The sequence below is a fragment of the Janthinobacterium sp. SUN120 genome (assembly GCF_030397735.1).
In the GTDB taxonomy this organism is placed as follows: Bacteria; Pseudomonadota; Gammaproteobacteria; order Burkholderiales; family Burkholderiaceae_D; genus Janthinobacterium; species Janthinobacterium kumbetense.
The window spans coordinates 1,510,560-1,531,943 of the sequence record NZ_JAPUBW010000002.1; the positions used below are offsets into that span (position 1 = coordinate 1,510,560).

16 protein-coding genes and 1 tRNA gene are annotated in these 21,384 nt (G+C 63.1%); 13 read left to right on the top strand and 4 right to left on the bottom strand.

All coding sequences use genetic code 11. The features are described from left to right. Positions 1 to 109 precede the first annotated feature (109 nt). The 6 genes from O0879_RS16495 to O0879_RS16520 all read left to right on the top strand — a co-directional run bounded on the left by O0879_RS16495 (position 110) and on the right by O0879_RS16520 (position 8,244). A complete protein-coding gene (locus tag O0879_RS16495) occupies positions 110 to 2,473 on the top strand; it encodes a DNA polymerase II (RefSeq protein ID WP_289917514.1) in 2,364 nt (787 codons plus the stop codon). Positions 2,474 to 2,746: 273 nt separating this feature from the next. Continuing rightward, positions 2,747 to 4,063: a hypothetical protein gene (locus tag O0879_RS16500; protein ID WP_152282894.1), complete on the top strand. Its 1,317-nt coding sequence runs from the start codon at positions 2,747 to 2,749 to the stop codon at positions 4,061 to 4,063. Between the two features lie 154 nt (positions 4,064 to 4,217). After that, positions 4,218 to 4,304 (top strand) — tRNA-Leu (locus tag O0879_RS16505). Between the two features lie 401 nt (positions 4,305 to 4,705). Continuing rightward, complete coding sequence (locus O0879_RS16510) at positions 4,706 to 5,767, top strand: radical SAM protein (protein ID WP_289913022.1); 1,062 nt, start codon at positions 4,706 to 4,708, stop codon at positions 5,765 to 5,767. A 4-nt stretch (positions 5,768 to 5,771) separates the two neighbouring features. Then, positions 5,772 to 7,202, top strand: a complete 1,431-nt coding sequence (locus O0879_RS16515) for an MBOAT family O-acyltransferase (protein WP_289917516.1) — start codon at positions 5,772 to 5,774, stop codon at positions 7,200 to 7,202. Beyond that, on the top strand, positions 7,189 to 8,244 hold the full coding sequence (locus tag O0879_RS16520; protein ID WP_289917518.1) for a hypothetical protein: 1,056 nt from the start codon (positions 7,189 to 7,191) through the stop codon (positions 8,242 to 8,244). The genes O0879_RS16515 and O0879_RS16520 overlap by 14 nt, the downstream gene beginning before the upstream one ends. A gap of 91 nt (positions 8,245 to 8,335) precedes the next feature. Here the strand turns inward: O0879_RS16520 and O0879_RS16525 are convergent, their stop codons facing one another. Continuing rightward, the gene (locus O0879_RS16525) at positions 8,336 to 8,914 is read right to left on the bottom strand and encodes an NnrU family protein (RefSeq protein WP_289917519.1); all 579 of its coding nucleotides are present in this window, start codon (positions 8,912 to 8,914) and stop codon (positions 8,336 to 8,338) included. A gap of 68 nt (positions 8,915 to 8,982) precedes the next feature. Then, positions 8,983 to 9,375, bottom strand: coding sequence for an Imm10 family immunity protein (locus O0879_RS16530; RefSeq protein ID WP_289917520.1), 393 nt, complete (start codon positions 9,373 to 9,375; stop codon positions 8,983 to 8,985). A 147-nt stretch (positions 9,376 to 9,522) separates the two neighbouring features. Between O0879_RS16530 and O0879_RS16535 the strand changes: the two genes are divergently transcribed. The 3 genes from O0879_RS16535 (at position 9,523) to O0879_RS16545 (ending at position 11,258) form a co-directional block, all read left to right on the top strand. Further along, on the top strand, positions 9,523 to 9,939 hold the full coding sequence (locus O0879_RS16535; protein ID WP_289917522.1) for a GNAT family N-acetyltransferase: 417 nt from the start codon (positions 9,523 to 9,525) through the stop codon (positions 9,937 to 9,939). Positions 9,940 to 9,946: 7 nt separating this feature from the next. Next, positions 9,947 to 10,693 carry a M56 family metallopeptidase gene (locus O0879_RS16540; protein WP_289917524.1) on the top strand — a complete coding sequence of 249 codons (747 nt, stop codon included), beginning with the start codon at positions 9,947 to 9,949 and terminating at the stop codon, positions 10,691 to 10,693. 64 nt (positions 10,694 to 10,757) lie between these two features. After that, positions 10,758 to 11,258, top strand: a complete 501-nt coding sequence (locus O0879_RS16545; protein ID WP_034780522.1) for a hypothetical protein — start codon at positions 10,758 to 10,760, stop codon at positions 11,256 to 11,258. Between the two features lie 2 nt (positions 11,259 to 11,260). Here the strand turns inward: O0879_RS16545 and O0879_RS16550 are convergent, their stop codons facing one another. Then, positions 11,261 to 12,067 (bottom strand): class I SAM-dependent methyltransferase, encoded by an 807-nt coding sequence (locus O0879_RS16550; protein ID WP_289917526.1) that lies wholly within the window; start codon positions 12,065 to 12,067, stop codon positions 11,261 to 11,263. Positions 12,068 to 12,364: 297 nt separating this feature from the next. On the opposite strand from O0879_RS16550, the gene O0879_RS16555 reads away from it, so the two are divergent. From O0879_RS16555 to O0879_RS16570, 4 genes are all read left to right on the top strand, one after another. Next, positions 12,365 to 15,733, top strand: coding sequence for an MHYT domain-containing protein (locus O0879_RS16555; protein WP_289917528.1), 3,369 nt, complete (start codon positions 12,365 to 12,367; stop codon positions 15,731 to 15,733). Then, positions 15,730 to 16,743: an HD domain-containing phosphohydrolase gene (locus tag O0879_RS16560; RefSeq protein WP_289917529.1), complete on the top strand. Its 1,014-nt coding sequence runs from the start codon at positions 15,730 to 15,732 to the stop codon at positions 16,741 to 16,743. Before O0879_RS16555 ends, O0879_RS16560 begins: the two co-directional genes overlap by 4 nt. 312 nt (positions 16,744 to 17,055) lie before the next feature. Beyond that, entirely contained in the window at positions 17,056 to 17,892 is an 837-nt protein-coding gene (locus tag O0879_RS16565; protein ID WP_289917531.1) for a universal stress protein, read from the top strand. Between the two features lie 69 nt (positions 17,893 to 17,961). Then, positions 17,962 to 18,831, top strand: coding sequence for a hypothetical protein (locus O0879_RS16570; RefSeq protein ID WP_289917534.1), 870 nt, complete (start codon positions 17,962 to 17,964; stop codon positions 18,829 to 18,831). A 53-nt stretch (positions 18,832 to 18,884) separates the two neighbouring features. Here the strand turns inward: O0879_RS16570 and O0879_RS16575 are convergent, their stop codons facing one another. Beyond that, positions 18,885 to 21,203: an NADP-dependent malic enzyme gene (locus O0879_RS16575; RefSeq protein WP_099666388.1), complete on the bottom strand. Its 2,319-nt coding sequence runs from the start codon at positions 21,201 to 21,203 to the stop codon at positions 18,885 to 18,887. Between the last annotated feature and the right edge of the window lie 181 nt (positions 21,204 to 21,384).

The window sequence follows — 21,384 nt, forward strand, 5'->3', positions numbered from 1 at the left end:
ACGCGCTCTTCTTATGGTCATCGACTACAAAAATTATAGCCGCAACCGCCCCCGTCCTGCACCGGCTTGCTGTAATGTGCAGGCCAGCACACCCGACATTCACGGCACCATGACAGGCAACACGCAGCACCCGCCCGAACAGGGCTTCATCCTGACCCGCCACTGGCGCGATACGCCCGCCGGCACGGAGGTCGATTTCTGGCTGGCAACGGATGCCGGGCCCCGCCACGTGCGCCTGCCCGTGCAGACGGCCGTCGCCTTCCTTCCCATGGAGCAACAGGAACAGGCGCAACAGCTGCTGCGCGGCGAGCGCCACGCGGAACTGCGTCCCCTGTCGCTGTGCGATTTCCACCATCGCCCCGTGCTGGGACTGTACTGCAAGCAATACCGGCATTTGCTGAAGCTGGAAAAGCAACTGCGCGCACACGGCATCGATGTGTATGAAGCGGACATCCGCCCGCCCGAGCGCTATCTGATGGAGCGCTTTATTACGGCGCCGGTGACATTCAGCGGAGAAACACTGCAGGAAGTGCAGCTGAAACCGGCAGCCGGCTACCGTCCCGCATTAAAACTGGTGTCGCTCGATATCGAGACGACGGCCCACGGCGAGCTGTATTCGCTGGCCCTGGAAGGCTGCGGCCAGCGCCAGGTCTACATGCTGGGCCCGCCAAACGGCGTCGACGGGGAACGCGACTTCGACCTCGAATACTGCGACTCGCGCGCACAGATCCTCGAACGCCTGAACACGTGGATGGAGCGCCACGATCCGGACGCCATCATCGGCTGGAACCTGGTGCAGTTCGACTTGCGCGTGCTCAAGCAACATGCTGAGCGTTATCAAGTCCCGTTGAAGCTGGGACGGGGCGGCGCCGTGATGGAATGGCGCGAACATGGCGGCAAGCAGGAACATTATTTTGCCGCCGCCGCGGGCCGGCTGATCATCGACGGCATCGAAGCATTGAAATCGGCGACGTGGAATTTCTCCTCGTTCAGCCTGGAAAACGTGGCGCAGACCTTGCTGGGCGAAGGCAAGTCCATCGACAATCCCTACCAGCGCATGGCCGAGATCGACCGGCGTTTCCGCGAAGACAAGCCGGCGCTGGCGCGCTACAACCTCAAGGATTGCGAGCTGGTCACGCGCATCTTCGCCAAGACCGAGCTGCTGACCTTCTTGCTGGAACGGGCCAGCGTGACGGGCCTGGCGGCCGATCGCAGCGGCGGCTCCGTGGCCGCCTTCGAACATTTGTACTTGCCGCTGATGCACCGGCAGGGTTACGTGGCGCCCAACCTGGGCGATGTGTCCGGCGAAAACAGCCCCGGCGGCTTCGTCATGGATTCGCAGTCAGGCCTGTACGATTCCGTGCTCGTGCTCGACTACAAAAGCCTGTACCCGTCCATCATCCGCACTTTCCTCATCGACCCCGTCGGCCTGGTGGTGGGCACCAGCGGCGACGAGGCCGACACCGTGCCCGGCTACCGGGGCGCGCAGTTTTCAAGGGTCAAACATTGCCTGCCGGCCATCGTGAAACAGGTGTGGCAGGGCCGCGAGATAGCCAAGCGCGAGCGCAACGCGCCGCTGTCGCAAGCCTTGAAAATCATCATGAACGCGTTTTACGGCGTGCTGGGCTCCAGCGGCTGCCGCTTTTTCGACCCGCGCCTCGCTTCGTCGATCACCCTGCGCGGCCACGACATCATGCACCGCACGCGAGAACTGATCACCGAGCAAGGATATCAAGTCATCTACGGCGACACGGATTCCACCTTCGTGTGGCTGAAAACGGCACATACGGATGAAGAGGCGGGCAAGATCGGCCGCGCCCTGGTGACGCATGTGAACGCCTGGTGGGACCAGCATCTGCGCGAGGAATTCGGTCTGGAAAATGCGCTGGAACTGGAATTCGAGACGCATTACCGGCGTTTCCTGATGCCCACCATCCGCGGCTCGGAAGAAGGCAGCAAGAAGCGCTACGCGGGCCTGGTGGGTAAGCCCGACGGCAGCGAGCAGATGGTCTACAAGGGCCTGGAAACGGTGCGCAGCGACTGGACGCCGCTGGCGCAGCAATTCCAGCAAGCCTTGTACTTGCGCATCTTCCAGCGCGACGCCTACCAGGACTATGTGCGCGACTACGTGGCGCGCACCGTGCGCGGCGAATTCGACGCTTTATTGGTCTACCGCAAGCGCCTGCGCCGCCCGCTCGACGATTACCAGCGCAACGTGCCGCCCCACGTGCGCGCGGCGCGCACTGCCGACGCCTACAACCTGGCGCAGGGCCGGCCGCTGCAGTACCAGAACGGCGGCTGGATCAGCTATGTCATCACGGTGGCGGGGCCGGAACCGCTGGAAACGCAGCGCTCGCCCATCGACTACCACCATTACCTGACGCGCCAGCTGCAGCCGGTGGCCGACGCGATATTGCCCTTCCTGGGCGATGATTTTTCGCGCCTCGTGTCCGGGCAGCAGGATTTGTTTTAGATCAATTTTACTGACCAGCATGACAAAGCTGAGGTAATATCGGCGCCTGCCGGGCTTATCTGCCCCTGCCCAACAGGCGCTGTGCGCCGCGGCAGCGTAAAATACGCCATGGCGAAAGAATAAGAGCTGCACGAAGAAGAAGATGCCATTCCAGACGAGAATCGTTCGCAACAGGATTTTCCACGCTGAAATGGCCATAATTTCACACTATGTTGAACCAGCGGGCGGCGCGTTTAGCCGTCTGCCCCGCTAATTTTTGAATGAATTGATACCATGACCGAGATCACGTCCTTAAGAGACATCCCGCAAAAAAATATCTTCCGCAAGGGCGACACCTTTGTGCTGTTCGGCGAGCTGTTCGGCCGCGGCTATGTAAATGGCTTGCTGGACGAAGCGCGCAAGGCGGGCATGAATATCGTCGGCATGACGGTCGGCCGCCGCGATGAAAACATGGCGCTGCGCCCGCTGAACGCGGAAGAGCTGGCCGAAGCCGAAGCCAACTTGGGCGGCCGCATCATCAATGTGCCGCTGATGGCCGGTTTCGACCTGGACGCGCCAGCCGGCGAACCGACCCCGACGGCCCTGCTGGCCGACATGACCCTGAAAAGCTGGCAAGAAGACAAGCTGGACTGGGCGCAGATCGAACGCTGCCGCGAAGCCGGCATCGCCCGCTTCAGCGCTTCCGTGGCGAAAGCCATGGCCGAGCTGGACAGCCTGATTCCTGACGGCAGCAATGTGTATTTCGCCCACACCATGGCTGGCGGCATTCCGAAGGTCAAGGTCTTCCTGGCGATTGCCAACCGCATCTACAAAGGCCGCGGCGAGCGCTTCATGTCCTCGCGCGCCCTGCTCGACAGCGACCTGGGCAAGCTGATCCTGATGAACTTCGACGAAGTCACGGCCAACACGCTGCAACACCTGATCGACGGCAGCGCCGCCATCCGCGCCCGCATCGAGCAGACGGGCGGCCAGGTGCGCTACAGCGCCTATGGCTACCACGGCACGGAGATCTTGATCGACGGCAAGTACCAGTGGCAAACGTACAGCAACTACACGCAAGGCCTGGCCAAGATGCGCCTGGAAAACGTGGCCAAGGCTGCGTGGGAAAAAGGCATCAAGGCGACCGTCTTCAATTGCCCGGAAATCCGCACGAATTCGTCCGACATTTTCGTCGGCGTGGAACTGTCGCTGTTCCCCCTGCTCGACGCGCTGAAAAAAGAAGGCGGCGCAGCCTGGGCCGAAGAGCAATGGAAAATCTGCCAGGGCTTGCTGGAAGACGGCGTTTCGCTGCAAGATTTGCTCGACCGTATCGCCGCCTACAACGGCGACGCCACCAGCGTGCAGTTCCGCAACTTCGCCGCCTGGCCGATGGACAACACGCCAGAGCTGGCCGAGGTCATGATCGGCACCTCGGACGACATCACCAAGCTGCACAAGGACCGCAAGGAACTGATCACCGACCACCTGAGTTCCTTGGTCCTGGAAGGCACGGGCCCGCTGATGTTCCACGCCATGTCGGAGCCGCAAGCGCCCGTCGTCTGGCTCAACCACGACATCATCGCGCGCCAGCTGAACTCCGTGCATAACTGATTCCAGCATCGCCGCAGCCTGACCACGCCGTCCCCGGTTCGCGCCCGGGACGGCGTTTTTCATGCAAAGGCAACATCCTATTAATGGGCTAAACCGTATGCCAAGCGAAAAACTTGCCGTATCGCGATAAATCAGTGATAATGCGTCTCGCGTTGCCGGGATGGCGGAATAGGTAGACGCACGGGACTCAAAATCCCGCGCTGGAAACAGCGTGCCGGTTCGATTCCGGCTCCCGGCACCACCAGACATCGCAACACCAGAAAACAACCACTCATTCTCAGGATCGGGTGGTTTTTTTTCGCCTGATTTTCCACGCTTTCGCCGCCCCCTCCGTGTCAAATGCGCACCCTGTGCACCCAACTTGCTAGTCACGCGCCGCAGCACCGGCCGCGCAGGCCCTGCAAACGGCGGAAATGGAGTATTTCATGCTGTCAAGAAAATCTTGCATTGCAATAAAAAGATGTGGCTTAAAAGTAAATTAATTTATAGCCAATATTTCATTTTGCCGGAGCAAGCGGCATACTAAGGCCTCAGGCCCTCGCCCATTTTACGGCTCACGCCTGGGCATGCAAGCTGCCATCATGCCTCGCTGTACAGGATGTTCAATGTCCATAAATTTTTCGATCTTACCTTCCGGTGCTTATGAACTCCCTCTCTGAACTTGCGTCCGCCACGAAGCACAATGACTTCGCCTATTTTCGTGAACTCAATGCGCGGCTGGGAACCCTCAAGGCGGCCAACTATGATGTGGCGTCAAAATGCAATTTGCGTTGCGAGGGCTGCCTCTTCTTCGAAGGCGAGGAGAACGAAGGACACGAAGACAGCCGTTCGCTTGCCGAATGGGATGCCCTGTTTGCCGCCGATGCGGCGCGTGGCGTCACGCTGGCCTACATGGCGGGCGCGGAACCGAGCCTGGTGCCCGACAGGCTGCGTGCGGCCCAAAAATACATCCCGCATGGCATTGTGTTTACCAATGGCACGATACGCTTGCCGGACGATATCTTTTATCGCATCCATATCTCTTCCTGGGGGGTCGATGAAATCGGCAGTTCATTGCGTGCCGGCGACGTGCTGACCAAGGCGATGAACAACTACCGCGACGACCCGCGTGCCGTTTGCGTGTTTACCATTACCTCCCTGAATATCAATCAGATCATGATCATGGCAGAGCTTGCCAACAGTCACGGCTTGCCGCTCACCTTCAGCTATTTCAGCCCCACCACCCGCTATCTGGACAAGCTGGAAAACAAGGCCGATAACGACAAGGCGTATTTCCGCATCAGCAGTGCCACGCAAAGCCTGGCCCTGACGCAAGCCGATTTTGCCCATGCACGCGAGGAAATTGTGCGCGCCATGCTGGCCTATCCGGAAACGGTGCAATACTCCCTGCACTATGACGACTGGGTCACGGGCGACAAGCTCTATGACATCGATCCCGTCACCAAGATCGCCAGGAACTGCGGTTTCCGCGTCACCAAGCAAGTGCATGTGCATGTCGATCATCAACCGGGAAAGGGCAAGTGCTGCAGTTCGAATATCGATTGCAGCAACTGCCGCGCATATGCGATGGGACAATCGACCTATCTGTCACGTATCCGTGAAGCCGTCAGAAAACCGGAAGAGCTCGCCAAATGGCTGGAAGTGCGGGAAATCTGGGCCAAGCTGTTTTTGAACGCCAACAACTCAGCCAAGGCCCCCCTGTAATACGATGAGTTTTACCTCGTACTGGTTTGCCTTCGCCTTCCTGCCCCTGTCCGCGTATGGCTATCGCCAATTGCTGTCGACAAGCCATTTCAAGCTGCTGCTGCCGCTGCTGATCTCGCTGGCCTTTTATTACCTCAACGATGCGCACAACCTGCTGCTGTTTTGTGCGTCGATGGGCGCCAACTGGCTGCTTGCGGGCGTCATCGGCAGGAGCCGCGGGAAAACCCGCTACCTGGCGCTGGCCATTGCGGGCAATTTATGTTTTCTCGCGTTTTATAAATATGCGACATTCTTCACCGTGCCCGGCACGGCGATTCCCGCTTTGCCACTGGGCATCTCGTATTTTACATTTACGCAAATCGCCTTCCTGGTCGATACGGCGCGGGGGCAGGCCCGCGGCACCAATCCGCTCGAATACGCGCTCTTCGTGGCCTGGTTTCCCCACTTGCCTGCCGGCCCCCTGCTGTCGCACAAGGACATGCTGCCGCAATTCCTGGGCGTGCCGGGCACGTCGTCGGCCTTGCATCCGGCGCCGCGCGACTATGCCGTCGGCCTCACCCTGTTTGCCATGGGCCTGTTCAAGAAATCCTGCGTCGCACCCATTTTTCACCACGCCCAGGGCGATGTTTTCCTGCGCGCAGGGCAAGGCGACCCCATCGGCCTCATCGAGACCTGGATCGCCTGCCTGGGTTTCCTGTTTGAAACATACTATGATTTTTGCGGCTATTCGGAAATGGCCATGGGCATCAGCCGCATGTTCGGCATCCACCTGACCGTCAATTTCCATGCCCCGTTCAAGTCGTCCAGCCCGGTCGAATTCTGGACGCGCTGGCATGTGACCCTGGGTGCCTTCATGCGCGACTACCTGTATCGGCCCCTGACCAGGAAACGCCAGGTATGGCGGCATTACGCAGCCCTGTTCGTGGTGATGATGGCTGTCGCCATCTGGCATGGCGCCACCATTCCACTGCTGATCTTTGGCGTTTACCAAGGACTGCTCGTCACGGGCAACCACGCCTTGCGGCGCTGGAATCTGGTGTCGCGCAAGGGCGGCAAGCTGCAGCACTGGGCTGGCAGGACCTTCACGCTGGCGGCCATCGGCTTTTCCGTCAGCCTGTGGGCCACGCCCGACTGGCAGGAGGCACGGCACGTCATTCTCGGCTTGCTGGGTGCCGGACAGGCAAGCGCCTGGCCTGGAGGTTTTTTCGGCATCACCGCCATCCTCGCCGCCGTGGCATTTAACTGGTCTGCCCCCTCCCTGATCGACCTGATGGCGAAAGAACTCCCCGCCTGGAGCGTGCAACTGAAAAAATCCACGACCAGCTCGTTGGCCTGGAAACCCAGCCTGGCGTGGGCGGTAGCAGTCGCCGTCGCGCTGTGCCTGGCGCTCATCAATTTGTCCGCTGTCAAAGAGTTCAAATATGCAGGGTTTTAATCAAGACATCCCCATCGCGCGCTTTTTCGCCTGCGTTTTTTTCATTGCGCTCGGATTCGCGCTCCTTATTGCCGGACTCGTTTTTATCGTCGATCCCTATGCCATCTGGCGGCACCAGTCGAGCCATAAGATCAATACCATCAGACTGGAGATTCCTAACAGCAGCCAGACAAGCGCGGCTGTATTGCGCAGCACGCTGAACCCGCCTGACGTGTTGATTCTTGGTTCTTCCCGGGTACGGCGTGGTTTCAACGAAACGCTCGCCTCCAGCTTATACGGCGGCAACGTTCAAGTGGCTGGCATCGATGCCCTGCCGCTATCAACAGCCAGGGATCTGTTTTTCATCCTTAGCCAAGAGGCACGCATTCGAAGGCTGTATTTGGAAGTCAATTACCTCACATCCAATGCCTGCGAAACGAAAGATGAAAATGCGGTGACAAAAAATGAGCTCGACCCGCCATTTCATTATCTGTCGCCCGAAAATGCCGTCATATACAGCCTAAGAACGCTGAAAATAAATCTGTTCCCTCCGCGCTCCTTCGACAGCTATTTTGACAAACAAGGACGTTACTATGACGATCCTGCCAAAGGGGCTACACGTGCAGGGGGAGCGCAAGCACATGAGTCGCGCTTTAAGCAGCTCTTCAAGACGATTGCAAGCGCTTGTCAAAATCATGCAAACAATGCCGCCGATATCAGGGATTTGACGGCCATCTTCCATCTCGCGCAAACCAGGCAGATAGAAGTTATTTTGCTGATTTTGCCTGTTAGCGAAAAATGGCAAACACGTATCCGCCAGGCCGGACTCGTGCCTCAAGCCGCGCAGTGGAAAAGGGAGGTCACCTTGCTCGCATCGCAATTCCATGTGCCTTTGCTTGACTATGAGCTGCGTAACGATGAAAGTGACCAATCTGACAATACCCCTCCTTCCATGCCCATGTTTTGGGATGAAACGCACTTCTCAAACCGCCTGGGCGACCAGCTGTTACACGATATGCTGGACGCCAGCGGCCGCTCTTCCATCCGGCCAAAAATCCCCTAACACCGCAGCCTGCCCTCCAGGCCTGCCTTCACCGCCGCCCACCCCGTATCGATAATGCTGAAACGCACGGAATTGCGCTTGCTCCCTCCGCCTATCCAAACGGCCGCACGCCAAACAGCACGCCGTGCAGCCAGAACGCCAGCAGCAGCCACAGCGCGCAGCCCGCGCCGACGGCGATCAGAGTGCCTGCCATGGTGCCGCCCTCGTACGCCACGCCGGCCGCGCGGTCGCGTTGCACGGCGGCATACAGATCGACTGACGACCAGACGAGAAAGCCGCCGAACAGCAGCACGTCAGCCACATTGCCGTTGGCCAGCAGATGCGCCACCGCCCAGAATTGCGTGCCCAGCAGCATGGGGTGGTGCACCAGGGTCTTGATATGGTTGCGCGGCACATTGGCCGCCGCCAATAAAATCAGCGAGAACAGCATCAGCAGGCCGCTGGCGTGGCGCAAACCCATGGGCGGCGTCCACAGCACTTGCGGCTGCTGGCGCGCCAGGGCGTAGCCCCAGATGATCAGGCCCAGCCCCACGAACGCCACGAGCGAATACAGGCCCTTCCAGCGCTTTTCGCCAAGGCGCGCCAGCTGGGCGCTGCGCCAGCCGTCGGCGACGATGCGCACCGAGTGCAAGCCCAGGAACAGCAGCAAACCGAGTATCAGCACCGTCATCGTCCACTCCCCAGTCCATATCCTCTATCCAGCATACCCGACATCATGGCCGGTGCCGTCCACGCAGATCAACGTTCTTCGCGATAGTAGTCGCAGCCCTCGAACGTGGTCCGCAGCGCCTGCTGCAGCTGGGCGTAGCGCTCGGGCGTCAAATTGAAACGCACGTCGATCTGGCCGTCGTCGTCCATCTGCATGGCGGCCTCGGCATCCATCTGCACGGACAGGCGGTTCGGATGCAGGATCACGGCGTGCATGTGGCCGTACCAGGCAAATTCCTGGCCGCCATATTCGATGTAGGGCTCGTCCATGCCCATGGCCACGTCCTGCTCGTCATACTGGTCGGCGCGCTGCAGCATCAGGTAGACGGGCTCGCCTTTGCCGACTGGCGCGGCCAGGGTGGTGATCAGGGCGTCGTCTTCATTGATGACGGACAACTCGGTGGCGGTAAATCCTGCGGACATGGCGTGCTTTCAACAAATATGGGGATGGCGCCACCATAGCGCAAAAGCGGCACGGACGACATAGGGCGCGATGAATAAAGCCTGCCGTCACGAAAATCCATCGCCGCCTATAATTGCCGCTCCAAACTATTTCTACAGGAGACCGCCTTGACCGCAGCATCGCCCTACACCACCCGCCTGGCCATCCCGTCCATCGCCACCTACCAGCACCTGCGCGTCGCCGCCGGCCTGAGCGCGAAAACCACGGATGCCGCGGCCCGGGGCTTGCCGAATTCCCTGTTTGCTGTGCAAGTGCTGCATGGCGACGAGGTGGTGGGCATGGGCCGCATCATCGGCGATGGCGGCTGTTTCTTCCAGGTCGTCGATATCGCCGTGCTGCCGGCCCACCAGGGCAAGGGATTGGGCAAGCTGATCATGCGCGAAATCCGCCAGTTCATCGATCGCGACGTGCCGGAAAGCGCGTATGTCAGCCTGATCGCCGATGGCCAGGCGCAAGACCTGTATGCGCAGTTCGGTTTCAAGCACACGGCGCCCGCCTCCGTCGGCATGGCGCTGAAGCGCTAGGCGCCCGATGCCGGCCTGGTTGCTGTGCACCATGACGCTGGCGCTGCTGTTGAGCGCCGCCGCCTGGCGCGCCGAGCGCGCGCAGCAAAGGCGCGGGCGCGCGACGCGCTGGCTGTGGCTGGCGGCCATCGCCGCGTCCGCCATCGTGCCCCTGGCATGGCTGCCCGGCGTGCTGGCGGCCATGCCGGCGGAACAGGCGCAGCTGAAACTGGGCTGGTTCATGCTATCGAGCGGCATGTTGCTGCTGCTGGCGCTGCGCAGCGTCTGGCTGCTGTCGCACCAGCGCCGCTGGCAGAAAACATCGTTGCTGGGCACACCCGTCTTCCTGAGCGGCGGCATCGGTCCCTGCGTGGCGGGACTGCTGCGGCCGCGCATCGTGATGCCCGTCTGGCTGCGATTGATTTCGCCCCAGCAACAAGCGCTGCTGCTGGCGCACGCCCAATGCCGGCTGGCCGCGCGCGACCCGCAGCTGCTGGCCGTGGCGTACGCCTTGATTATTCTCATGCCGTGGAATGTGCCCCTGTGGTGGCAGCTGCACCGGCTGCGCTTTGCCATCGAAGTCGATTGCGACGCGCGCATGCTGGCGCAGGGCCACGCGCTGCGCGACTATGCCATCGTGCTGCGCCAGCACGGCCAGTATTATTCGGGGCTGACGGGCGCCTCGCCCATCGTGCTGATCGACCCGCGCGCACTGCGCCGCCGGCGCCGCCTGATGGCCAGATTTACCCGGAACCGGGCGACGAACTTGCTATAGTAGCGGCAACGCCGCGCAATGCGCCCGCGCCACCGGCTTCCCCTTCAGAAATCAGAGAGATACCATGCTTTACCTGCTTGCCATCGTGATCGTCATCGCCCTGCTGTACTACGTCTTCAGCGGCCGCACGCCCGCCAAACCGCTGCACAAGCCGCTCATGTCGGTGCGCCAGTATGTGCCGGCGATTCCTGCGGGCGCACCCGCGCATCACTGGACCGATGAGGGGCGCTTTGCGTCGGAAGTGGAAAACGAATCGATGTACCAGCCCGCCATCGCCAAACTGGCCGGCGAGCACGGTCCCGGCAATGCGGAAGAGAAATGCCTGGCCCTGCTCGTCTGCGACGACGCCAACCCGTTCCAGGACAAGGCCATCGCCGTCTTCATCGACGGCCAGCTGGTCGGCTACCTGTCGCACAACGACGCGCTGCGCCTGCGCCGCAACCTGGGCCGCATGGACCTGGTGGGCCAGCTGACCTCGTGCGACGCCGTCATCCGCGGCGGCGGACTGTGGAATGGCAAGCGCCTGTCGTATGCCGTCTGGCTGGACTTGCAGCCCTACAACTAAAGCTATCCCGCGCGCGCCAGCCTGACGGCGCGCGTGGCGATAAAGCTGGGCAGGTATTTTTCAATTTCAAAGCGCGGGTGGGGATGCATTTCCTCGTGGTAACCCACCAGCACGAAGCCCGCCGCCAGCTGGCCGCCGATCTGGCTGTCCAGGCCGTGGCCAAAGATCAGTGCCTCGCCCCTTTCCATGCGCGCCGCCAGCGCATCGGCATCCATATCCTCCACATCCGAATACGGCAGCACGAAACGCGGCCGTATCAAGCCCTGTTTTGCCCATTGCGGGTCGCGGTCGCCGATGAACACGGCCGGGTTGAAGAAGCTGCTCAACAGCACGCCAGCGTCCGCCAGCACGCGCGCGCATTCGCGCCACACGGGGGCGATATCGGGCACGTACTGGTTCGACACGGGATGGACGATGACATCGAAACTGGCGTCGGCGAAGCAGGCCAGGTCGCGCATGTCGCCCCGCACGGTGATTAACTGCAAGCCGTCGCGCTCGGCCACCATGCGGTCTTGCGCCAGTTGCTGCTCAGACAGATCAAAGACGGTCACATGCGCGCCGGCGGCCGCCAGCACGGGCGCCTGTTGCCCGCCGGCACCGGCCAGGCACAGGATGCGCTTGCCACGCACGTCATCCAGCCAGCCGGCCGGCAAGGGGCCGGGCGTCAGGTGGATGAGCCACTGTCCGGCGCGCGCCGCCGCGATGGTGGCGCTGTCGACGGGCTGCGACCAGGGACTGTTCCGGGTCGCCTGGGCATCCCAGGCTTGCTGATTATGCCGCAAGAAGTTGTTACCTAAAGGCATCGTCATCCTTTCAGAAAAAAGCAGGACGCGAATGTAGCATGACGCCCGGCAAGACGTCGCACTTTGCAAAAAAACCACACAATTCCTGACGGAAACTTCTTCGCCAGCACCGCCATTCCCTTGGTGCGGCGAGGCATACGCCCCACTTTTTCGCCTGCGCACGGCTTGCACGACAGAGAAAATAATTACAAATAAGATATTTGTTTCCAGAAATCTGGTAAGGTCATTTGCATCGGCCACCCGCAGCGATGGCCGGCCCCGATCCTGTTTTCAGCGCCACGACGCTCTATTTGCCTGCCCACGATGATACCTGCCAGCGTCCAGCACCTGTTCCACCTGCCCGCCGATCCGGCCCAGCTGCACCACGGCCAGCATGCGCCGGGCCTGGTGCTGCTGTCGCTCGTGATCGCCATTTTCACGTCGTGGATGGCCTTCCAGATGACGGCGTACAGCCGCGCGCAGGCGAGCATCAGCCGCCGCTTGCACTTGCTGTGCCTGCTGGCCGGCAGCCTGGCGCTGGGCTGCGGCGTGTGGGCCATGCATTTCATCGGCATGCTGGCCTTCGAGCTGGGCACCAGCGTCGCCTACGATCCGGGCCTGACCTTGCTATCCATCGTGCCCAGCGTGGCGGCCTCGTTCGTGGCCCTGGCCACCATCAGCCGGCGCGCCGTCACGGCGCCGCTGCTGCTCAGGAGCGGCCTGCTGGTGGGCCTGGGCATCGGCGCCATGCATTACACGGGCATGCACGCCATGCGCATGGGCCTGTCGCTGCGCTACGACCCGCTGCTGTTCGCGCTGTCGCTCGTCGTTGCCGTGGCGCTGGCCACCGTGGCCCTGTGGATACGCTTCGGCCTGCGCGGCTGGAGCGGCCGCGTGTCCGCCTCGCGGCGCACCTTGATCAGCGCTGGCGTCATGGGTTGCGCGATTGCCGGGATGCATTACATGGGCATGCAAGCCGCCCGCTTCGTGGGGACGATTCCCCCAGGCAATGATGCCGATGCCAACCGGCCCATGCTGGTGATCAGCGTGACCCTGCTGACCATCGCCCTGACGATCCTCGTCGCCTCGGCCGTGGGCATCTTGCGCTACCGCGAACTGTTTCGCCACCTGAACCAGAGCGAACACTGGACGCGCTCGCTGTTGACGAGCACGGTCGACGGCGTCATCACCATCGACCGGCATGGCGGCATCGTCGACTTCAACGGCGCCGCCGAGCGCATCCTCGGCTGGCGGGCGGCGGAAATTGTCGGCCGCCACGTCAGCCTGCTGGTCAGCGACGTGCGCCAGTCAGAACAGCAGGGCCTGCTGCACTACCTGCGCACGGGCGAAGGCGAGGCGGTCCACACCAGCGAGGAAATCGTCTACCTGCGCAAGGATGGGGTCCCGGTCGCCGTGCAGCGCTCGATGGCCAGCGCGCGCCTGGCCGACCAGGATTTATATGTGCTGTTCATTACGGACATCAGCGAACGGCGCGCCATGCTGGCCGCCCTGCGCGAAAGCGAGCAGCAGTTGCGCTCGCTGATCGGCAATCTGCCCGGCATCGCCTTTCGCTGCACCACGGCGGAAAACCAGCCCATGCTGTTCATCAGCGACGGCGTGGAAGGGGTCACCGGCTATCCGCCCGCCGACTTTCTCGGCGCGGCGCCGCGCCGCACCATCACGGGTCTGATCGCCAGCGAAGAACGCGCCTACGTCATCGACGTCTTCAACCGCAGCGTCGCCAGCGGCGAGCCCTACCTGCTCGAATACCGGCTGCTGCATGCGGACGGCACGGCGCGCTGGCTGTGGGAGCGGGGCACCGTCGTGCACGACGCGGCAGGCGCCGTGCGCTGGGTCGACGGCGTCATCCTCGACATCAGCGAACGGCGGCAAATGGAGGAAGACTTGCGCATGGCCAAGGAAAAAGCGGAGCTGGCGGCCGCCACGCGGGCCAGCTTCGTCGCCAACATGAGCCATGAAATCCGCACGCCGATGAATTCCATCCTCGGCTTTACCGATGTGCTGCTCGACTCGCCGCTGGCGCCGGAACAGCGGCGCCACCTCGATACCGTACGCCAATCCGGCCGCTCGCTGTTGCGCCTGCTCAACGAAGTGCTCGATACTGCCAAGCTGGACAAGGGCGCCGTGGCGCTGGAATTGCGCGACTACAGCCTGCTGGCGCTGGTCGATGAGCTGGCGTCCACGTATGGCATCCATGCGCGCGCCAAGGGTTTGCGCATGGAGGTGCAGTACGACCCGCAACTGCCGGCCATGCTGCATGGCGACGAATTGCGCATGCGGCAAGTGCTGGGCAACCTGCTCGACAACGCCATCAAGTTCACGCCCGGCGGCGTCGTCAGCCTGGCGGCGCGCCGCGACGAGGGCCAGCTGCACCTGCTGGTGCAGGACAGCGGCATCGGCATCCCCGCGGAACGGCGCGACGCCATTTTCGATCCCTTCGTGCAAGCGGACGCCTCGACCACGCGGCGCTTCGGCGGCACGGGCCTGGGCACCACCATCAGCCGGCAGTTGGTGACCCTGATGCAGGGGCGCATCTGGGCCGATGCCGCCTTGCCGCACGGCAGCGTGTTCCACGTCATGCTGCCCTTGCTGCCGGCGCGCCAGGCGGCGCTGCCCGCCAGCGAACGGCGCAGCGTGCGCCTGCCGCCCCTGCGCGTGCTGGCCGCCGACGACGTGCCGCAAAACCTGGAACTGCTGAGCTTACTGCTGGGCAAGCGTGGCCACACGGTGGTCACGGCCGGCGATGGCGCGCAAGCCTTGCAGCTGGCGCAGCAGGACGACTTCGACGTGCTGCTGCTGGACTTGCAAATGCCGCACATGGATGGCCTGGCCGCCACGCAAGCCATCCGTGCCGCCGCCCTGCGCGACGGACGCCCGCGCGTGCCCGTGATCGCCATGACGGCCAGCGTGCTCGAGGCGCACCGCAAGGCGGCGCGGGCGGCCGGCATGGACGGTTTCGCCACCAAGCCCGTCGAATGGCAGGCGCTGGCGCTGGAAATCGCGCGCGTGCTGGGCCTGGCGGCGGACCCGGCCGACGATAGCCTCGCACCGCCGCCCGCTGGCGGACGGGTGCTGCACCATGCGGGCGCCCTGCAGCGCTGGGCCGGCAACGACAGCGCCTACCGCGCGGCGCTGGCCCGTTTCGGACGCGAGCATCCGCGCCTGCCTCCCGCCCTGCTGGCCGCCATCGAAGCGCGCGACCACGCGGCGCTCTTGTCGCACAGCCACCAACTGCGCGGCGTGGCCGCCAACCTGGGACTGGAGCAACTGGCCGCCAGCCTGGCGGCGCTGGAGCAATGCTGCGCCGGTCCCGGTCCCGGTCCCGGTACCGCTCCCGCCACGGCACTGCAGCTCGACGAGATCCTGGGCGCCCTGCTGACGCAATGGCCGGCGGCAACGGCCGCCATCGCCCGGCTGGCGCCGCCTGCCTTGCCGGCGGCTACGGGGGCGGCCATCGACGCGCCCGCCGTCCGGCAAGCGGCCAATGCCCTGTTAAGCGCCTTGCGGCGCGGCGAACTCGACGACGCGGCGCAAGCACAGTTGCAGCACGCCATGGGCGCGCAAGCGGACGAGCTGACGCCGCTGCTGCATGCCATCGACGACTTTGATTTCCCCCAAGCACAGTCGCTGCTGCACGACTTGCTGCACACCTACGCCCCGGAGTCCCCATGAATGCACCAGCCAGGCCCGTGATTCTCATCGTCGACGATGAGGCGGCCAATTTGCAATTGCTGCGCCAGATCTTGCAGAACGATTATGCGCTGCTGTTCGCCAAGGATGGCGCGCGGGCGCTGGCACTGGCGCAGCAGGAGCGCCCGGCCCTGATCCTGCTCGACGTGATGATGCCCGGCATGAGCGGCCACGACGCCTGCCGCCAGCTGAAGGCCGCGCCGCTGACGGCCGCCATTCCCGTCATTTTCGTCACGGCCCTGAACGACATGCGCGACGAACTGAGCGGTTTTGAGGCGGGTGCCGTCGATTACATCACCAAGCCGCTCAGCCCCGCCATCGTGCGCGCCCGCGTGCGCACGCACCTGTCGCTGGTGCGCATCGATGAATTGAAGGAAACGCGGCTGCAGATCGTCCAGCGCCTGGGCCTGGCGGCCGAATACAAGGACAATGAAACAGGCTTGCACGTGATCCGCATGAGCCATTACGCGCGCCTGCTGGGCGTGGCCGCCGGCATGGACGAGGCCGCCGCGGACGACCTGCTGCACGCGGCGCCCATGCACGACGTGGGCAAGATCGGCATCCCCGACCGCATCCTGCAAAAGCCGGGCAAGCTCGACGCGGACGAGTGGACCATCATGCAGACGCACGCGCGCATCGGCGGCGACATCATCGGCGAACATGCGGAAGGCGGCATGCTGGCGCTGGCGCGCGCCATCGCCGTGTCGCACCATGAAAAATGGGATGGCAGCGGTTACCCGAACGGCTTGGCGGGCGAAGCGATCCCGCTGGCGGGGCGCATCGTCGCCGTGGCCGACGTGTTCGACGCGCTGACCTCGGTGCGCCCGTACAAGCGCGCATGGTCGGTGTCGGACGCCGTGGGCTATCTGCGGGCGCAACAAGGCAGCCATTTCGATGCGCGGCTGGTCGACCTGTTTGTCGGGGAATTGCCCGCCATCGACGCCATCCGGCTGCGCTGGGCTGAGAAAGCGGAACACCACGCGCCCGCTTGAAGAGTGAACTCCCGCCACGGCCAGCGTTGTTGCGTCACACAAGCAAGTGCCGGACAGATGGCGCCGGCGCCGATGCAGACCACTGGAGGGGCCAGGAGTTCAATGCCATTATGGCTGGCGGCGGGGCAGGCATTTTGATGCACATCAAACAGCTTGCAAATTCCTGGCTGCGCACTTGCAGATGGCCTTGGCCTCTCTTTTTTTGACTTACATCAAGCCCAGCATAAGAAAAGCCCCGGCCGGCACGGCAATGCTGGACTTGCCCGTGTTGCCGTTCTAGCCTTGTTGCCATCCTGACTACCGAGTGACAACATGGCTTACAAATCCATCCTCGTCCACGCCGACCTGTCGCGCCATGCGCCGCAACGCATCGCCATCGCGGCGCGGCTGGCGCACGCGCACCAGGCGCACCTGATCGGCGCCGCCATGACGGGCATGTCGCGCTTTACCCTGGAAAACAACCGCGGCATGCGCGGCGCGGCCGTGGCGGCGCAGATTTCAGCCTTGCACGGGCAAGCGGAACAGGCGCTGGACCAGTTCGAGACGCTGGCGCGCCAGGCCGGCGCCGTCTCGCTCGAGCGGCGCCTGATCGAAGACGATGAGGATGGCGGCATGGCCGTCAGCGCCCGCTACAGCGATCTGACCGTGCTGAGCCAGCACGACGACAGCGAAGCCTTGCCCGGCGCCATGAGCGACCTGGTGCCCTACGTGATGCTGAACGCGGCCCGTCCCGTGCTGATCGTGCCGCGCAGCGGCCAGTTCGCACAAGTGGACAACACGGTGGTGGTGGCCTGGGATGGCAGCATGGAAGCGACGCGCGCCATCGGCCACGCCTTGCCCCTCTTGCGCGCGGCGCGCCTGGTGGTGCTGGCCCTGCTGCATCCGCCGGTCGGCCACGCGCAGCCGGCGCGCCATCCGGGCGCCGACATCGCCGCCTACCTGAGCCGCCATGGCGTGCCCGTGGAAGTGCGCCCGGCCGTCGCCACGGGCGACATCGGCGCGGCGCTGCTGGCCATGGCCGCCGAAGTGCATGCGGACTTGCTGGTGATGGGCGGCTACGGCCACGCGCGCTTCCGCGAAATCCTGCTGGGCGGCGTGACGGAAACCGTGCTGCGCCAGATGACCTTGCCGGTGCTGATGGCGCACTGACACCAAGCGCGCTCCATGTCGTTGCACAATGGGTATACTTGCCTGTTTATCCATATCAAAGCAATGTACATGAACCAACAACTCGTCAATTGGGGCAATAGCCTGGTGCCGTTCGGCGGCGAACTGCTGTGGACCGCCCTGCCGTGGATGCTGCTGTGCAGCGCGGCCGGCTTCGTGCTGGCGCTCGGCATCTGCTACCAGCTGGCCAGAAAATGCCTGCTGGTGCGCCGTCCCCGCGCCTGGCATGTGGCCGCCAAGCTCAGCTATGTGCTGATCCTGCTCGCGCTGCCGCTCCTCGGTGCCGGATTTGGCGCCGTGCACAGCGTGCACCGCGTGGTCAACCAGGCCCTCGAGCGCGACTTGCAGCCCGTGGTCGAGGCACAGATGCCGGCGCTGCGCGTCTACCTGGAACAGCAGGTCAAGCTGATCGCCCCGGGCCAGCCCATCAGCGTGCGCAGCCTGCTCGAACCGTTCGTGCAAGGCATGTATTACCAGCCCACGTCCAGCAGCTACTGGGAACGCAGCAAGGCGCGCTGGATCAATGAATTCATTCTGCGCCGCGGCAGCGTGCTGCTGACGCAGGTGCTGCAGGAACAGCTGATCGCCAGGGTCGGCCTGCTCGGCGAAGCGCTCAAGGGCGCCAACTTCCGTGGCCAGGCGACTGGCGAGCTGGCCGCGCTGGGCACCGACCTGGCCGTGCGCTTGACCACCGACGTGGCGCGCCATGCCGACTTCAGCAAACTCGACAAGTCAGTGCCGATGATTTTCATCGACGCCATCAAACGGCAAGCCGGCGCCTATTTCAATTCGCTCAAGATCACGCTGGGCCTGTTCGCGCTGGTGGCGCTGCTGCTGGTATGGGGCGAGATCATGCTGTACCGCCATTACTACCTGCGCCGCCATCCGCCCGCCGCGGCCCTGCCCGTGTCGCCCATGTAAAAAAAGCCGCGCCTCCTTGCGGATGGCGCGGCTTTCAGGCGGCAGCTAAACCCTTAGGCTTTGCGCTGCGCCACGGCGTCGACGACGCACAGGGCCGTCATGTTGACGATGCGGCGCACGGTGGCCGATGGCGTCAGGATGTGCACGGGCTTGGCGCAACCGAGCAGGATCGGACCGACGGCGATGCCGTTGCCGGCGGCCGTCTTCACCAGGTTGTAGGCGATGTTGGCCGATTCGATGTTCGGCATGACGAGCAGGTTGGCGTCGTTCTTCAGTGCCGAATTCGGCATGATTTTCTGGCGCAGCTTGCTGTCGAGGGCCGTATCGCCGTGCATTTCGCCGTCGATTTCCAGGTCCGGCGCGCGTTCCTTGATGATGGCCAGCGCGGCGCGCATCTTTTGCGCCGAGGCGCTGTCGCTGGAACCGAAGTTCGAGTGCGACAGCAGGGCCGCGCGCGGCGACAGGCCGAAACGGGTCATCTCTTCGGCGGCCATGATGGTGATCTCGGCCAATTGGTCGGCGTCCGGGTTTTCATTGACGTGCGTGTCGACCATCACCAGCTGGCGTTCCGGCATGATCAGCACGTTCATGGCGGCGTAGACATTGCTGCCGGCGCGCTTGCCCAGCACCTGATCGATGTATTTCAGGTGCAGCTGGGTGGTGCCGAAGGTGCCGCAGATCATGCCGTCGGCGTCGCCCTTGTGGATCATCATCGAACCGATCAGGGTGTGACGGCGGCGCATTTCCAGTTTAGCGTATTCCTCGGTAACGCCTTTGCGGCTCGTCATGGCGTAGTACGTATTCCAGTAATCGCGATAGCGCTCGTCGAAGTCCGGGTTGATGACGTCGAAGTCGACGCCTTGCTTGAGGCGCAGGCCGAACTTCTGGATGCGCGCTTCGAGCACCGGTGGGCGGCCGACCAGGATGGGGCGCGCCAGTTTTTCATCGACCACCACTTGCACGGCGCGCAGCACGCGCTCTTCTTCGCCTTCGGCGTAGACGATGCGTTTGAGTTCGGCTGGCGTGGATTTGGCCATCAGGAACAGCGGCTTCATGAAGGTGCCGCTGCGGTAGACGAATTGCTGCAGGCTGTCCGCGTACGCTTGCAAGTCCTTGATCGGACGCGTGGCGACGCCCGAATCCTCGGCCGCCTTGGCGACGGCCGGCGCGATCTTGATCAGCAAACGGGGATCGAACGGCATCGGGATCAGGTATTCAGGACCGAACGACAGGTTGCTGATGCCGTAGGTGGTGGCCACGATGTCGGACTGCTCGGCATGCGCCAGGTCGGCGATCGCGTGCACGACGGCGATTTCCATCTCGCGCGTGATGGTGGTGGCGCCGCAATCGAGGGCGCCGCGGAAGATGTACGGGAAGCACAGCACGTTGTTGACCTGGTTCGGATAGTCCGAACGGCCCGTGGCGATGATGGCGTCGCTGCGCACGGCCTTGACTTCTTCCGGCAGGATTTCCGGATTCGGGTTGGCCAGCGCCAGGATCAGCGGGTTCGGCGCCATCTTGCGCACCATGTCTTGCTTCAGCACGCCGCCGGCGGAGACGCCGAGGAAGATGTCGGCGTCCGGGATGATCTCGGCCAGGGTGCGCAGCGGCGTGTCTTGCGCGAAGCGTTCCTTGTCCGGGTCCATCAGTTCCGTGCGGCCCTTGTAGACGACGCCGGCCAGGTCGGTGACGTAGATGTTTTTCAGCGGGAAGCCCAGGTCGACGATCAGGTCCAGGCAGGCCAGCGCCGCGGCGCCCGCGCCCGACACGACCAGCTTGCAATCCTCGATCTTCTTGCCGACGGCTTTCAAGCCGTTCAGGATGGCCGCGCCGACGATGATGGCGGTGCCGTGCTGGTCGTCATGGAAGACGGGAATCTTCATGCGGTCGCGCAGCTGGCGCTCGATGTAGAAGCACTCGGGCGCCTTGATGTCTTCCAGGTTCACGCCGCCGAAGGTCGGTTCCAGCGAAGCGATGATGTCGACCAGCTTGTCCGGGTCCATCTCGTTGATTTCGATGTCGAAGACGTCGATGCCGGCGAACTTCTTGAACAGCACGCCCTTGCCTTCCATCACCGGCTTGGCGGCCAGCGGACCGATATTGCCCAGTCCCAGCACGGCCGTGCCGTTGGTGATGACGGCCACCAGGTTGCCGCGCGCCGTATATTTATAGGCATTCGCCGGATCGATGACGATTTCTTCGCAGGGAGCGGCCACGCCTGGCGAGTAGGCCAGCGCCAGGTCGCGCTGGTTGGTCAGTTGTTTGGTCGGCGTCACGCTGATTTTGCCGGGGCGCGGGCACTCGTGATACTCGAGTGCGGCCAAGCGCAATTGTTGACGCAATTCTTCTTTTTTATCAGATGACGAATCCATGCTGTGCTGCCTTCCTGTTTGGTCGATCGGGTGTTCCGGATTTTATCAGACCGATTCTTTCAATTAGCTAGGTATTTTCCGCTAGCCACAGTCTGATATCACGAAAACGCATAACCTAGCATTGTAAGGCCGTGCGGCGGCACAAACGTCCTGAACAGGAAAAACTATCAAATTTTAGATT

Coding starts and splice junctions, on each gene's coding strand:
- O0879_RS16495 (WP_289917514.1), top strand. CDS start 110: ATGACAGGCAACACGCAGCACCCGCCCGAACAGGGCTTCATCCTGACC.
- O0879_RS16500 (WP_152282894.1), top strand. CDS start 2,747: ATGACCGAGATCACGTCCTTAAGAGACATCCCGCAAAAAAATATCTTC.
- O0879_RS16510 (WP_289913022.1), top strand. CDS start 4,706: ATGAACTCCCTCTCTGAACTTGCGTCCGCCACGAAGCACAATGACTTC.
- O0879_RS16515 (WP_289917516.1), top strand. CDS start 5,772: ATGAGTTTTACCTCGTACTGGTTTGCCTTCGCCTTCCTGCCCCTGTCC.
- O0879_RS16520 (WP_289917518.1), top strand. CDS start 7,189: ATGCAGGGTTTTAATCAAGACATCCCCATCGCGCGCTTTTTCGCCTGC.
- O0879_RS16525 (WP_289917519.1), bottom strand. CDS start 8,914: ATGACGGTGCTGATACTCGGTTTGCTGCTGTTCCTGGGCTTGCACTCG.
- O0879_RS16530 (WP_289917520.1), bottom strand. CDS start 9,375: ATGTCCGCAGGATTTACCGCCACCGAGTTGTCCGTCATCAATGAAGAC.
- O0879_RS16540 (WP_289917524.1), top strand. CDS start 9,947: ATGCCGGCCTGGTTGCTGTGCACCATGACGCTGGCGCTGCTGTTGAGC.
- O0879_RS16545 (WP_034780522.1), top strand. CDS start 10,758: ATGCTTTACCTGCTTGCCATCGTGATCGTCATCGCCCTGCTGTACTAC.
- O0879_RS16550 (WP_289917526.1), bottom strand. CDS start 12,067: ATGACGATGCCTTTAGGTAACAACTTCTTGCGGCATAATCAGCAAGCC.
- O0879_RS16555 (WP_289917528.1), top strand. CDS start 12,365: ATGATACCTGCCAGCGTCCAGCACCTGTTCCACCTGCCCGCCGATCCG.
- O0879_RS16560 (WP_289917529.1), top strand. CDS start 15,730: ATGAATGCACCAGCCAGGCCCGTGATTCTCATCGTCGACGATGAGGCG.
- O0879_RS16565 (WP_289917531.1), top strand. CDS start 17,056: ATGGCTTACAAATCCATCCTCGTCCACGCCGACCTGTCGCGCCATGCG.
- O0879_RS16570 (WP_289917534.1), top strand. CDS start 17,962: ATGAACCAACAACTCGTCAATTGGGGCAATAGCCTGGTGCCGTTCGGC.
- O0879_RS16575 (WP_099666388.1), bottom strand. CDS start 21,203: ATGGATTCGTCATCTGATAAAAAAGAAGAATTGCGTCAACAATTGCGC.